The organism is Ochrobactrum sp. Q0168, assembly GCF_016427605.1.
In the GTDB taxonomy this organism is placed as follows: Bacteria; Pseudomonadota; Alphaproteobacteria; order Rhizobiales; family Rhizobiaceae; genus Brucella.
On sequence record NZ_JAELXQ010000014.1, the window covers coordinates 60,751 to 74,497 of the forward strand.

Genomic DNA, 13,747 nt, shown 5'->3' on the forward strand with positions numbered 1-13,747 from the left:
TAGCGCGCGCTTAACAGTCTTCAATGTCTGTGAGACAAATCATCTGATTGCCAGTCAAGAGCACATCATACGCGCATCGGATAGAAAACCGCGACCATTTACTTTTTGATCAAAGCGACAGCGAAGTTTGGATTGCCGCTACGGGCGGTAAATCTCAGAATTCGTTGATCAGTCCTTCGTATGCTTTGTTAATCTCTCTCACATCCCGTCGATATTCATCGATGATCCAGTCGCAAATGTCGCGAATGAACCATTCATCCGGTTTGATCGAAGTCACTAGATTACAGCTTCTGCCAGTCGAAACCACAACAGGATGCGATGGAACGAGCGAGCCGTTGGCCAGCAAAGTTGACACTACGCTTAACCAGCCGATAGCGTTGCCTTGTCCCATCAGCGCGGCCTGTACAACGACATTGTAATCCGAGAATTGAAGTTCCCGGGCTATCTCTTTCAGTGCATCAACGGAATACAAATCTGCCCACCTGAACTGCGACCCGCTAAGAGTGATCACCTGATTCAAACCCGATTGGAACTGTGTCGAACTGGAAGCGAAAGCAGGAGATCGCACAGGCAACAGAAGCTCTGGCATAAGTGGCAAAATTCGATACCGGTCATCCACTTTGGGATCGAACCGCATCGCGATATCGGAGTCATTAACCGGACAATCGAGCGGCCCAATGATCAGTTGCCACTGAATGTCTACATCAGGAAACAGCGCTTGGAATTGGTTCATCCGCGGCATAAACCAATGCGTAGCGAAAGCCCCCGAGACTGATATTCGCACTGTACGTCGCTTCGTTTGCGCATTTTGTCTTAGTCCAGCCAAAACACGTTCAATGTTTGAAAAGCTTTTCGAGACTTCCGCAAAAAGATCACCTCCATGTTCAGTTAGTTCTGCTCCCGTCGGCGTTCGCTTGAAAAGCTGCATTCCGAGATGAAGCTCCAGACGCCCAATGGTGCGGCTGACTGCGGGACTTGTAACCCCAAGTTCCCGTGCCGCGTTTGCAAATGTTCCGCATCGGACTGCCGCTTCGAAGGCGACGAGTGCGTTGAGCGAGGGAAGGAGCCGTCGAATATGTGACATTACAAAATGTAACCCCAGAGGTGATTATTTTTGGAATTGATGGATTTGTCTCAAGTATCCCAATGTAGCCACACAACTGGCTTTTGCCCGGAACAGGAGAGACAATTCATGGGCTTCGAAAATTTTAAAGTTCTGACTTTTGATATCGTCGGGACCTGCATCGACTTCGAGAAGGGTATTCTGGACGGTTTCCGCGCCGCAGGCGGAGAGGCGGCGAAGACGCTGACTGATGATCAGATTTTCCAGCCCTATCTGAAAGCAAGAGAGAAATTTCCAGGCCGCGCAAGTGAGGTCATGCGCGACGTTTATCTCTACGCTGCGAAGGAACTTGGATTGTCGGACGACAGCGCCGCGGGGGACAAATTCCACAGCCACTTTTTTGATTTTCCCGCATTCGAGGATTCCGCTGAAGCGCTCAGACGATTGCGTAGGCATTTTAGACTGGTCGCGATGACCAATTATGATCGTGTCGGTTTCAGCGCCAATTCGAACAAGCTCGGCAACCCGTTTCACGACAGCGTCACTGCTGACGATGCAAGGTATCCAAAACCGGATCCACGCTTCTTTTCCTACAATCTTGGGCGCCAATCGGCATTTGGTTTCATGCAGGATGAAATCCTGCATGTTGCCCAGAGCCAGTACCACGATATAGGCGTCGCTAAAGAGCTTGGGTACAAAGTCTGCTGGATCGAGCGCCGAAAGGGTCTCAAGGGTTTCGGTGGAACGCCTGTTCCGAAAGTAGTGACGACGCCGGACTTCCATTTTTCGACTTTGCGAGAGCTCGCCGATGCTGTCGAAAGCGAGAGACAATAACTTGTAAGTAAGCCCAGGTATTTTCCAGATGCGAGAACTCGACCTACCCCGATCTTTGTGGCGGGAGACTGCAACACCACCTCTGAACTGCAAGACATTGCAGGACGACATTGCCGCTGATTTGGTCATCATCGGAGGTGGGTATACGGGCTTGTCGGCCGCCGTAAGAGCAATTGAACTTGGTTTGAGACCTGTTGTTCTCGAAGCAGAGGAAGTCGGCTTCGGCGCCTCTGGAAGAAATGGCGGCGTGGTATCGACGAAGTATCGTGTATCACTAAGCATCATGGCGCGAACTCACGGCAGGCAAGTCGCTCAACGCATGAACGCGCTCGGTCACGAAGCGATGAATTGCGTTGAAAGTTATGTCGAGCGATTTCAGATCCGAGAAGCGAATCTGACAAAAAACGGGAACATTCGCTGTGCGCATAACGAGGCCACCTTCGCGGCGCTCATGGAAGAAGCGAAGACGATCAGGGACATATTCGGCGATACGAGCATCACAGTGCTCGGGGCGAATGAGGTTGCGAAAGAGACCGGAAGTACGCGCTTTTATGGAGGAGTTCTGAACTCCCATGCTGGCACCATACATCCTCTTAGTTACTGCCGGGGTTTGGCCAACGCCGTTCTTTTGGCGGGAGGCCTCATTTACGAAAATAGTCCCGCTCTTCGCATCGCGGAAGAAGGCCCGGCAAAACTCGTTTGTACAAAAGCCGGATCGATCAGTTGCAAACAGATTCTGATCGCGACGAATGCCTATTCCGACATCACTCCTGCCACCGGCAATGTGAGTAAGACCATCATACCGTTCAGGAGTGCGATCATCTCGACGGAAGCGTTGCCCAGTTCTGTTTTTGATGAAATTCTTTGCAACAATCGGAGCTACAGCGAGACGCGAAGAATGATGCGATGGTTCCGACGTAGCGGCGACTCCTTGCTTTTTGGTGGCAGAGGCGCATTCGGCAAAAATGACTCCATGGCCGCCTATGCGACCCTTGAAAGAGCGATGTCTGATATCTTCCCGCAGTTGAAAGACTACCGGATTGCCAATCGCTGGTCGGGGCTTGTTGCCATGACGATGGACAGTCTTCCACAAATCGGGTTGATCGATAGGAATATTGGCTTTTCGCTCGGTTACAATGGAGCAGGAATCGCGATGTCGAGCCTTCTGGGGCGTTACGCGATTGAACTTTTGCAAGGCGAAAAGCCTGATCTGGCGCTGATGCGGCGCCAGAAACCGGTAGATATTCCATTTTTCTCGATGAGAGCGCCAGCCGTCCGTACAGTAGCCGCATGGTATCAGCTGCTGGATAAATTCGGACGCTGAATACGCTCCCAAAATTCTCAAAGCGAGCTGCATATTCTTATTGCGTCCAACATCGCGGAGTGAATGTTGCGACTGGCAAGAGCATCTCCTATCCGGTGAAGCTCAAATCCAGGTCTTTCGCAGATAGGCTGACGCGTGGCGTCAACCATAGCGCGCAGGTCGGTCACACCGTCGTTTGAAGAATGGGATCGCAGTGCTTCGAAAACTTCGTTGGACGGAACACTTCCTTGCTCCACGACAACATGATCGACCACAATCGTTTCTGCTTCTCGCGTAATATCGTTCACAAGCGTTGCGATCAGTCGATTGTCCTGGCGGTGGACTTCCGTCAAACGTGTTTCGGTTTTGGGATAAAGGCCAAATTTCAGAAAGAGCTTTTTCCAGCGTACCCGTTCGGCATAAGTCAGTTCTTCACAGATTTGGGCGTCTATGGTGACGAATTTCACCTTGGCGCCAAAGCCAACGGCCTTCTCGGCCGCCAGCGGAGCCGGATGTCGCCCGGTGCCATCAAAAACAAGAACTTCACCCGATAGCTTGGACTGACCTGCCAGAATATCCCACGTGGAGATGCATAGATCTCCGCCGTGCAGAAGATCAATTTGCGGCATACCGCCCGTTGCTAGCAAAACAACATCGGGATTCTGCGCCAGGATTTCGTTTTCATCAAGATAGGCATTCGTTTGGAGGGAGGCGCCGAGACGATTAAGTTCAGCCACGCGCCACTCAACTATGCCGATGAGGTCACCGCGCCACGAACCCTTCGCGCCAAGAAGAAGCTGGCCGCCGAAATCGGATGCCGCTTCAAACAACGAAACCTCATGACCCCGTTCCGCGCATATTCTGGCAGCCTCAAGGCCTGCGGGCCCCCCGCCAACCACGACGACCTTACGTTTGGTGCTTTCGGTTTTAGTAAAGACCTGAGGCAGGACTGTTTCTCTTCCCGTTGCCGGATTATGAAGACACGCGGGACGATGCGGCGACTGGCAATGTGTAGCGCCTACGCATGGCCGGATTTCGCTTTCTCGTCCCGACGCTATCTTACTTGCAAGGTATGGATCAGCGATCTGCGCTCTGGTCATGCCCGCCATATCCATTTTGCCTTCGCGGATAGCGTACCGGGCGGAAGCAGCATCGGAAATACGTGCGGCATGGAATACCGGAATATCGAGCTCCCGGCGGAACCGTCCGACCGGCTCGACCCAAGGTGCAAGCGGCGATCCCATTCCAGGCATAGCGTCTTCCGCGAGACCACGGGTCGTGTCCATCATGCCATAAATCGCATTGAAAAAATCGATCCCGCCAATATCGCGAAGTGCTTGTGCAACCTTCAGAGATTCATCGAAACTCATGCCGCCATCGGGTCCTTCATCCACTGCCATGCGGATACCAACGATGAAATCATCACCGACGGCCTTTCTGATAGCTTCATGCACCATAAGCGGAAACCGCATTCGGTTTTCGAGCGATCCGCCGAAGCGATCGGTTCTGCGGTTGGAAATCGGAGACAGGAACTGCCCTATCATGTGACCACCAGCATGCGTTTCGATGCCGTCCAGCCCTCCCTCCTTGCATCGCAGCGCCGCAGCAGCAAATGCCTTCACAACGCGATTAATATCATGGTCGTCCATCTCTCTTGGGATGCTGCGATGAAGCGTTTCCCGGAGAGGCGACGGTGCTATCATTGCCAGCCTATCGCCACCATAACTTTCGCCACGTCGACCGAGATGGGTTATCTGACACATGAGCGCTGCGCCGTGGCGATGCATACGCTCGGCAAACTGCTGAAAATGTGGGATGATGTCATCTGTTCCTACATTAAGTTGCCGAAAGACATTCGGGGAATCGATATCGATATTGGAGGATCCACCGAACATCGACAGGGCTATTCCACCCTTGGCCTTTTCTTCATGATACCGTTGATAGGCTTCAAGCGGTAGCCCGCTGACCTCCAGACCACACGCGTGGCTGGTGCTCATGATGCGATTCCGAAGTTCAAGATGCTTGATTTTCAGCGGCTGCAGCAGTGGGTCATTTTTGACACCGTTTGAGGCATGCTGGTACATCGCTTTTCCCTTTGGTTTATAGAAACCCGTTCACACCTGGCGCTCGGCCTGGCATGTTCCTGATGCTACTGATGATTGTCGTGTCGTAATACGGCTAGAATATCTGACTTAAGAACTGTTGGGTCCGAGGATCCTTGGCTGAGGTAAAGAACTCTTTCGGTGGAGCATGCTCGACGATCACACCTCGATCAGTGAAGTAGATGTGATCGGCCACTTCGCGTGCGAAGCCCATTTCATGGGTAACCAGAATGCAGGTCATCCCGTCGGACGCGAGTTCCTTTATCGTCGCCAAAACTTCCTTGACGGTTTCAGGATCGAGCGCTGCGGTAACTTCATCGAAAAGCATAACGTCAGGACGCATGGCCAGGCTTCGCGCGATGGCGACACGTTGCTGCTGGCCACCTGACAGCTGGCCGGGATACTGGTTTTCCTTGCCAGTAAGTTTGACTTTTGCAATCAGAGCACGCGCCCGTTCCTCAACTTCCTGTTTTGGTTCACGCAGGACTTTGATCGGCGCCATCATGACGTTCTGCAAAACCGTCTTATGCGGAAACAGATTGTACTGCTGAAAGACTATTCCGACCTTTCGCCGCAATGCGAGCTTGTCGAGCTTGGGATCATTCACCTCCTGCCCTGCGACGATTATCGAGCCCTTCTGCACTGGGCTTAGACCATTGATACAACGAATAAGAGTCGATTTGCCCGAACCCGACGGACCGATGATGCAGATCACCTCGCCCTTGCGAACATCAAGACTTATCCCTTTGATAACTTCCAGATCGCCATACGCCTTGTGCACATCCTTTAGAGAAACCAGAGGGGGTGTATCGATATTTTCTTTATGCAGCATATCTTTTCTCCAGTTTCCTTGTCAGAAGCGCGATTGGATAGATGTACGCAAAGAACAGACAGAGAAGGAACAGATAGAACGGAAAGAGAAATTCCGGTCGTCCGCCCGACGCTTCCATTGCAGCCTGTGCGTTGGCAACAGACTCTCTGACGCTGAAAATAGAAGCCATCGGAGTGGAGAGCGTGAGTAGCGCATACCAGTTCATCCATGGGGGTATTGAACGCCGGAAGCTCTGTGGCAGTATGATATTCCAAAGTGTCTGAACACGCGTAAAGCCGAGACTTTCAGCCGATTCCCACTGCCCGGACGGAATGGACCGAACCGATCCGCGGACGATCTCGCTTATGTTCCCCATGACGGGCAATGCAAAAGCAACGGTTGCTTTCATCCAGCCGGGAAACGGTATCACAATCCCGCCCGGAAGGCGAAAATCCTCTGGCATCATATACATGGCGATAAAGAGAATAACGAGCCAAGGCGAGTTTCTCAGGAGATGCGTCAACAGGCGCGCGATAGCTCTTACCGGCCAGAACAAGCTAATCTGCATGAGACCGAGTAAAATTCCGAGAACGGTCGCCAAGGCCATGGCCAGAAAACTCATGTAGAGGTTTAACAAAAAGCCGCGCAAGATAAATGGAACCCAACCGAAAAGTGTCTCGACTGCAGTCGGCGTTCCGGCATTCATTGTTTGCGCATAAGCGACACACAATGATCCGAAAAACATTGCAACGAGAACAATTCCGTATCGCAACGACAGAGCGCTAGAGAATGCCGTTACGCCGTAATGCGAAGGAACAATTGTGAAAGCGCGCTTATTCATGTCCATACCCCGGTAGTGCCAAACGGCGTTCGAGAGCGTGGAGGCCCCAGGCGAGGATACTCACAACCGCGACATAGAACACAAAAAGCACGAGGATCATCTCAGGCACGTTGATGTTGTCCGACCAAACCTGATTGAGGACATAGGTCATTTCTGGAACGGCGATAACATAAGCAAGCGAGGTTGTTTTTGCCAAACTCACTAGGTTATTCGTCAAAGCTGGCAGGCTAATGCGAAACGCCAGTGGAAGTGTCACATACATATAGATTTGCCAGTTCGAAAAGCTGAGGCTTTCAGCCGCTTCTTTTGTCGTTTCAGGAACGGCTTCCAGGCCAGCCCGGAATATCTCGACGTTGAACGCCCCACCAAAGATACCAAGCGAGATTACAGCCCACCCAAAAGAAGAGATAATGGGCTCGTAATATCCCCCCATGTCTACGGCTGGCGTGAACGCACCTAGGCCGAAGTAGAAAAACAAAAGCTGGATCATCGGAGGTGTATTTCGAAACGCCTGGATATAAGCATCAACCGCCACGCGAATTATCGCGCTTTTTGACGTTTGTGCCCAAGCTCCCAACACGCCGATCACCAGCGACAGCAAGATGGAAAACGCCATAAGCCGCAGTGAAATCAACGCCCCTTCAAGAAAGCGGCTGAACTCGTAGTCGTCATAGAAGACGATAAAGTTCAAGCCCGCAGTCTCGTTCAGATTACGGAAGAAACTTGATATATGTTCGATCATCATCACTCCGAGCTACTGCTGATCAGAAAGCACCGGCCTTACTCTTTCGGCTCGAGGTAAGCGGTATCCCAATGGAGCTTCTTAGTCTGCTCGGTGAACCAATCAGACGGTGCTACACTCCATTTCTTGGCGAGTTCAATCAGCGTACCATCAGCTTGCCAGCGATATGCCATACCCGCCATGAATGCGCCCCAGCCCTTATCGCGTTCTTCAAGCGGGACAGCAGCAGCCCACGGATTATTATAGAGGGCCTGAACAGGCATTTCGTAATCTTGCCACTCTGGTGTCTCGAGATCAGCCATGATGCTGACATCATCGTAGACCCAAGCAATGCAACGTCCAGCACGCAGAGCTTCCTTACCTTCGGAATTTCCGGTAAATGCGATCAGCTTTGCTTTCAGTTGCCGTTCGACTTGTTGATTATAGTAGTTTCCCTGCTTTCCGCACACCGGCTTTCCGGCAATGTCGTCCCAGCTTTTGATAACACCCTTCTTGGCAAGCAAGGTCGGCCCCGAGGCCCAGTAAGCGGGTTCAATAATGCCGATGACCTTACGACGTTCCGCAGTATCATACATACCGCCGACAATCAGATCGATCCGGTTCTGCTGGAGGAACTGCATGCGGTTCGCAGATGTAATAATGACGGGCTCTAGTTTGACACCCAGCGCATCCGAGACGCTCTTGGCGAGATCAACTTCGATACCTTGAAGATTGCCGTCCGCACCTGGGAAAGACCAGGGCTTGAAAGCCCCTTGCAAACCAACACGGAGAGTGCCGCGCTCCAGGATTTCCTTCAATCGCTCGCCATCAGCACGAGCCTGGCTCGCAAAAAGCGAAATCGCCATAGTAAGCGTGGAAACTGCCACCAAAGCAAGATTTTGATGTCTGCGCATACCCATTTCAGTTCACTCCTCTTTTTTGTTTCGTTAGGATTTTGCAGGCTCTCCCGAACGGTGAATTTCCCGTTGGTATTGAAGAAACTTGTCTACTTCGCGCTCGATCTGCTCTGGCTCCCATCCTAGCAAATCCGCGATTTCATTCGCCACATTGGTGGCAGTGGCGCGGTCTATATGCTGCCCCCAACCTATGCCGCTACGGGTATAGAAGATACCTTTCAAATCCCGGGCATGTTCCCGCAAGACATAATGCTGAAACGACGGAGTGTCTTCATCAGCGCCCGACGTGTTCGACTGTTTCATTTGACTTGTTTGCCGATCACGCCGCATCGGAATATTTGCTTCAACCGTTGCCAGTAGCTCCCGCCCTGCACTCATATGGCTCATGACCGGTCCGGCAGTCATCGCAAAAATTCCCGGATGGCCTTTGTCCTTCAAATCATGGATATGCCGAACTCTGTCACCGTCAGGGTTTTTGGGATTAAAGGTCAACGGCCGCACACCGGCCCAGGTAAATTCGACATTCTGTTTCGTCAGCTTAAGAGCAGGAAGAAGAAAATTGATTTCATCGAGTAGAAACTCAATATCGACGTCATCTGCCATAACGTTACTGGCGTCGCCTTCGAAATAGGTTTCGGTCGGGCCAATATGATAAAGGTCCTCCTTGAACGGCAGACAATAGATCGGCATTCCCAATCGATTAAGCGCCGCAACCCCGTGACCACGATAATAATCCGGAAGACGAACGACTATATGCGCGCCTTTCGTCCCGTGAATCAGACGATCATTCCCCTCCCCGGATATCTGTAGAACGTCATCGATCCAAGTTCCGGCAAGATTGAGAATGATAGGTGCGAACACGCTGCTTATTTCACGATCTGCAGAGCTAAGATCGACCCGCCACAGCCCATCAGAGTTTTTTTCTCTGATGCTCGCACTGGTGAACAAACGGACATCAGCGCCTAGCTTCTCTGCTTCGATGGCCGCATCGACGCAAAGCCTATCGGGCCAGTCCATGATGTATTCGCGGTAAGTCGCTATCGACTTCAGTTGTTTCCGATCTCGAAGGTCCTTTGCCAAAGGCACTGAGCTATCAAAGTTGCGCTTGTGCCGTTGGTACTCCAGCGGCAGTCGCCCCGATCCAAGACGCTTCAAGAGCGAAAGCCCAATATCCAGGTGCCATCCACGCAGATCATCCGCTTCGTATAAAGGAAAGCACATTTTGAAAGGCTTGCATCGCATTGGTTGGAGACGCACCAGTTCTTCCCGCGCATTCATAGCGGCACGCGCCATGGAAATCGCGTTCTTCAACTTCAAAGGCGACGATACGAACGTGCGGACCGGATGTCTCGTCTCAAAATATCTGAGACCGCAGTGGAGTATCCTGGACGATCTGCTCGACGCGCCGTTTGCGAAATCACCCTTTTCAACAAGCAAGACCTTGAACCCAGCGGCGGAGAGTTCGCGGACAGCGCTGGTACCGTTGATACCGCCGCCAATGACGATCACATCATAACTTTCGTCCCGCGTGGCCTCCATCCTCATTTAACTGCTCCCTTCCTCGGCGTCGGGCGAGTACAGCAGCTAATTCGGAATGCTCAAAATAAAAAAATCGGCCTCCTATATGCAGTAAATGCATAATGGATTGAGCCCCCCGGAAGTCTGGCAACTTAACGATTCCTATCCGTCAAAAGTACGGCAACTTCGCCAACACTGCGTCTCGCTCGCTGAAAAGAAGGTCCAGAAGCGCTTCCGACACGCGACTTTGTGGACGGGAATAAGGGCGAAGAAGCGCCACGTTGAACGGTATTTTTGGCAGGAATGGCACCAGCGTTACCCGATCATCAAGTTGGTGAATGGCCGTGTAAGGGTCTATAAGCGCGACCCCCAGGCCAATTTTGGCAAATTCATATGCCGCAGCGGAAATCGTTGTTTCATAAGTTGGGTCAAGTTTTTCACCCGCAGCGCGGAATGCCTGCGCAATAATCGGGCCAGCTGCGGTGAATGACGCAAATGATACAAATGGTACGTTTCGAAGATCCAGTGGTTCGATTTTGTCGCGGCTCGCGAGATGGTGGTCACGTGGAACCGCAGCAATATAAGCGGCATCGCTGAAAACTTCTGTTTGAAAGCCAGATCTGCGGAATGGGAGTTCTGCAAGACCAAAATCCAGCTGTTGGGACGCCGCCCATTCTTCGATCTTGGCAGAAAGCCGTATATTCAGCTGCACACGTGTTTGAGGCCAGCCATCTTTAAATTTCTTTAGCGCCTGGGGCATGAAACTTATCCCAAGGGCGGGCATAACAGCCGCGGTTATACGGCTGGTTTCACCTTCGGCGACGGTTGCCGCGAAATTTCTCAAAGAATCGAGAGATGTATACGCTCTATCGATTTCATCCAGAAGAAGGTGGGCAACCGATGTCGGCGTGATCAACCCTTTTCTGCGCTCAAACAAGGTGACACCCAACTCGGTTTCAAGCTTGTTCAGAAGCCGACTGACGGCGGGTTGACTTCGCCCAATAAGTTCAGCAGCGGCGCTTACCGTTCCAGTTAGCATCACTGCCCGGAAGGCTGAAAAGTAGATGAGGTTCATCCCTACTTCCCAGTTTTGTTTCCCTGGCTTCTTCATCAAATATCATCCCAGCATTTCAGTTGTGGCACACACTCGCCTACAACAGTGCCAAGGGCAAACGAAATAGCAGACAATACCGATGTTTGATTGCAGTTCACCCGTCAGTATGAAGTAACGGCGTTTATCGGATAACAGCCCAAAGATGTTCCTTCATTACAGCCTCATGCAGCTCGACTCCAAACCCAATGTCTTCTGAGATCGGAAGGCGTCCGTTCCTGACTGTTTCCTCAAAGGGCACGGTAGCCACTTCAATATATCCCGGTATGTCAGCCCAATATGGGAAATGTTCTTGAACATAAAAATTGGGCAAACAGGCGCTCATGTGAGTCGCGATGTTGGCTGCGATAGAACTTCCGCACACATGCGGCTGCACCTTCAAACCGTAGGCGTCAGCCATCGCTGATATTTTATGGACTTCCGCGAAACCACCCGCATTGCCAATATCGGGCTGCAATATACTGATCGCACGTCTCTCAAGAAGATCGCGAAAACCTTGTCTGAGATAGTGCCGCTCTCCAGTCGCAATTGGAATATCAATCGACGAAGCGACTTGAGACAACGCACCGAGGTCGCCGGGATCGGTGATTTCCTCCACAAACTCGATATCATATTCTTTGATACGCTCACAAAACCGCATGGTGTCTGCGATAGAAATGCCGCCACCCAAATCAAGCATAAGCCTGATATCGGAACCGATCGCCTTTCGTACGTCGCGCACGCGTTCGATTCCAGCGGTGACGGCGTCACGATTGTCAGAGTATCGACCATTTGGATGCCGCAATGTTCCATTTGGCTGTATCTGCGCCAACGGATAGATCTTCAGGGCATAATGTCCGTCGTCAACAGCGTCGGCAGCTTTTCTAATCAGGTCTGAGTTGGATGTCGCTCCGAAATACCAGCCATTCGCATAGTAGTTCAGTTCATCGCGAATTTTTCCGCCAAAGAGTTCATATACTGGCACATTCAACGCTCTGGCGCGAATATCCCAAAGCGCCTGTTCTATGGCGCTCATCCCGGCACAAGCAATTCCGCCGGGGTTCTTTAACCAGAACGCCTGGTCGTACATGTCCGAAACGATCCGATTGATGTACAGTGGGTTAACCCCCAGCAAAAACCGTTCGCTCAGATCTTTAATCATACCCGCTACAGCCGAGCCACCGGTTCCATAGGAAATCGCGGCCTCGCCTAATCCAGATATGCCTTCATCCGTCTGAATTTTCACCAGAACGGGCTTCAGGCCCTGTCCGCGCACATAGTAAACGTTGACGGACACAATTTTCATTTTTCAAACCTCACCCGGGAGAACACTCATTCCGCCTCCACACCCGCCTGACGCAGTTTCAACCTGAAATCCTCCAGCGTTCCCTTATACTCCCACGTCTGGACGGTGTTGTGAGGACACTCAATAAAAATATAATCTTCGGTGACCGACAAAATTCTGGCGACCTTGATAAGTTTCTTTACGAATCCGCCCGCGCCAAGATCGTCGACGACGGCTTTCCGATCCTCGTCATATCCATGGTATACTTTCGACGCTCGAATCTCGGCAGTGATATACGCCATATATTCGTATCCCCTTGTCTTTTTTACATAGCGATGAATGATAAATAGTTATAAGAGCCGAACCTCGAAAACAGAAATCGAAAGTACGCTGATCGATATGTCGATTTTGCATACCCAAAGTCTGGCGGAAAGCTGTCGTGGTGTTCTCGTTAAGCTAAGACCTTTTGAACTGAGAATACTGGATAACCTCTTATTCGAAAGCTGGAAGCACCAGGAAGCTCAGAAATTGTCGGAAGCGTTTTATTCTCAAGGACCGTGGTTTCCGGTCGAGGATCGCCTTATCACTGTGCCGAACACTATCACTTCGCCTTGAAGGAGATATGAACCGCTGGCCCTTGCCACTGGTAGATGTGCTGATTGCCAGTCAAGATTCTTGACGGCTACGCCTCACTAACAGCAAATGACCCTCATCGTGGAAGGACGAACACTCCCCACTGTTGTGCAATACGTCGATTACCGGTGAAGGTCCAAAGCTTAACCCTTCACGACAGTTGCCCACAACGACCATTCGCAATGGCGCGCACAAAATTACATAAAGCTCAATTTACAATCATATGGAATAAATTCGCCCATTATAGAACCGGCACATAGTAAACACCTCGCATTGGTATGGCACTTTCGATAGAAATACATTAATATATTTACAAGATGTAGAATAAATGGATAAATTGTCGCTTCATTTTGACGGTTAGGAATTTTCACAATGGCAATATTTGATTTTCACATTGAAAATTCATTCAATATTTACTGTTCGCAAATTTTTTTCAGCCGTTTGAGATATTAAATCTATGTTCGAGCAACGGCATATATAAATCCTTTGTCAATTAGTTTTTCACTTTTAGAACACCCTGGTGTTCAACTGAGTTAGTTTTTCTGGAAACCTCTCGCTTCAACACGCCAATTATCCATTTTGGATGTTTGCGAAGCTCCCCAAACTCCGTTCAACGTTATCGTTTGCTA

Annotated in this window: 12 protein-coding genes; 2 read left to right on the plus strand and 10 right to left on the minus strand. The window is 50.9% G+C overall.

All coding sequences use genetic code 11. The features are described 5' to 3' along the window. Positions 1-154: 154 nt before the first annotated feature. Positions 155-1,084, minus strand: a complete 930-nt coding sequence (locus JAU75_RS18960) for a LysR family transcriptional regulator (protein WP_199058015.1) — start codon at positions 1,082-1,084, stop codon at positions 155-157. A gap of 108 nt (positions 1,085-1,192) precedes the next feature. Between JAU75_RS18960 and JAU75_RS18965 the strand changes: the two genes are divergently transcribed. Continuing rightward, positions 1,193-1,897 (plus strand): HAD-IA family hydrolase, encoded by a 705-nt coding sequence (locus JAU75_RS18965; protein ID WP_199058049.1) that lies wholly within the window; start codon positions 1,193-1,195, stop codon positions 1,895-1,897. Positions 1,898-1,925: 28 nt separating this feature from the next. After that, positions 1,926-3,221 (plus strand): FAD-binding oxidoreductase, encoded by a 1,296-nt coding sequence (locus JAU75_RS18970; RefSeq protein ID WP_199058016.1) that lies wholly within the window; start codon positions 1,926-1,928, stop codon positions 3,219-3,221. Between the two features lie 17 nt (positions 3,222-3,238). Here JAU75_RS18970 and JAU75_RS18975 read toward each other — a convergent pair whose 3' ends face one another. The 9 genes from JAU75_RS18975 to JAU75_RS19015 all read right to left on the minus strand — a co-directional run bounded on the left by JAU75_RS18975 (position 3,239) and on the right by JAU75_RS19015 (position 12,787). Beyond that, a complete protein-coding gene (locus JAU75_RS18975; RefSeq protein ID WP_199058017.1) occupies positions 3,239-5,284 on the minus strand; it encodes an NADH:flavin oxidoreductase in 2,046 nt (681 codons plus the stop codon). Positions 5,285-5,378: 94 nt separating this feature from the next. Beyond that, on the minus strand, positions 5,379-6,134 hold the full coding sequence (locus JAU75_RS18980; RefSeq protein ID WP_371836209.1) for an amino acid ABC transporter ATP-binding protein: 756 nt from the start codon (positions 6,132-6,134) through the stop codon (positions 5,379-5,381). After that, positions 6,124-6,954 (minus strand): amino acid ABC transporter permease, encoded by an 831-nt coding sequence (locus JAU75_RS18985; RefSeq protein WP_199058018.1) that lies wholly within the window; start codon positions 6,952-6,954, stop codon positions 6,124-6,126. The genes JAU75_RS18980 and JAU75_RS18985 overlap by 11 nt, the downstream gene beginning before the upstream one ends. After that, positions 6,947-7,696: an amino acid ABC transporter permease gene (locus JAU75_RS18990; RefSeq protein ID WP_029928513.1), complete on the minus strand. Its 750-nt coding sequence runs from the start codon at positions 7,694-7,696 to the stop codon at positions 6,947-6,949. Before JAU75_RS18990 ends, JAU75_RS18985 begins: the two co-directional genes overlap by 8 nt. A 38-nt stretch (positions 7,697-7,734) precedes the next feature. Beyond that, on the minus strand, positions 7,735-8,595 hold the full coding sequence (locus JAU75_RS18995; protein ID WP_371836210.1) for a transporter substrate-binding domain-containing protein: 861 nt from the start codon (positions 8,593-8,595) through the stop codon (positions 7,735-7,737). A gap of 27 nt (positions 8,596-8,622) precedes the next feature. Further along, on the minus strand, positions 8,623-10,137 hold the full coding sequence (locus tag JAU75_RS19000; RefSeq protein WP_199058019.1) for an FAD-dependent oxidoreductase: 1,515 nt from the start codon (positions 10,135-10,137) through the stop codon (positions 8,623-8,625). A gap of 142 nt (positions 10,138-10,279) precedes the next feature. Next, positions 10,280-11,221 (minus strand): LysR family transcriptional regulator, encoded by a 942-nt coding sequence (locus JAU75_RS19005; RefSeq protein WP_247880543.1) that lies wholly within the window; start codon positions 11,219-11,221, stop codon positions 10,280-10,282. Positions 11,222-11,345: 124 nt separating this feature from the next. Continuing rightward, positions 11,346-12,506, minus strand: coding sequence for a mandelate racemase/muconate lactonizing enzyme family protein (locus JAU75_RS19010; protein ID WP_199058020.1), 1,161 nt, complete (start codon positions 12,504-12,506; stop codon positions 11,346-11,348). A gap of 26 nt (positions 12,507-12,532) precedes the next feature. Next, complete coding sequence (locus JAU75_RS19015) at positions 12,533-12,787, minus strand: hypothetical protein (protein WP_199058021.1); 255 nt, start codon at positions 12,785-12,787, stop codon at positions 12,533-12,535. Positions 12,788-13,747: the final 960 nt, after the last annotated feature.

Bases quoted from the DNA above. Each gene is read 5' to 3' on its own strand.
- JAU75_RS18960 (WP_199058015.1), bottom strand. From the start codon at position 1,084: ATGTCACATATTCGACGGCTCCTTCCCTCGCTCAACGCACTCGTCGCC.
- JAU75_RS18965 (WP_199058049.1), top strand. From the start codon at position 1,193: ATGGGCTTCGAAAATTTTAAAGTTCTGACTTTTGATATCGTCGGGACC.
- JAU75_RS18970 (WP_199058016.1), top strand. From the start codon at position 1,926: ATGCGAGAACTCGACCTACCCCGATCTTTGTGGCGGGAGACTGCAACA.
- JAU75_RS18975 (WP_199058017.1), bottom strand. From the start codon at position 5,284: ATGTACCAGCATGCCTCAAACGGTGTCAAAAATGACCCACTGCTGCAG.
- JAU75_RS18980 (WP_371836209.1), bottom strand. From the start codon at position 6,134: ATGCTGCATAAAGAAAATATCGATACACCCCCTCTGGTTTCTCTAAAG.
- JAU75_RS18985 (WP_199058018.1), bottom strand. From the start codon at position 6,954: ATGAATAAGCGCGCTTTCACAATTGTTCCTTCGCATTACGGCGTAACG.
- JAU75_RS18990 (WP_029928513.1), bottom strand. From the start codon at position 7,696: ATGATCGAACATATATCAAGTTTCTTCCGTAATCTGAACGAGACTGCG.
- JAU75_RS18995 (WP_371836210.1), bottom strand. From the start codon at position 8,595: ATGGGTATGCGCAGACATCAAAATCTTGCTTTGGTGGCAGTTTCCACG.
- JAU75_RS19000 (WP_199058019.1), bottom strand. From the start codon at position 10,137: ATGAGGATGGAGGCCACGCGGGACGAAAGTTATGATGTGATCGTCATT.
- JAU75_RS19005 (WP_247880543.1), bottom strand. From the start codon at position 11,221: ATGAAGAAGCCAGGGAAACAAAACTGGGAAGTAGGGATGAACCTCATC.
- JAU75_RS19010 (WP_199058020.1), bottom strand. From the start codon at position 12,506: ATGAAAATTGTGTCCGTCAACGTTTACTATGTGCGCGGACAGGGCCTG.
- JAU75_RS19015 (WP_199058021.1), bottom strand. From the start codon at position 12,787: ATGGCGTATATCACTGCCGAGATTCGAGCGTCGAAAGTATACCATGGA.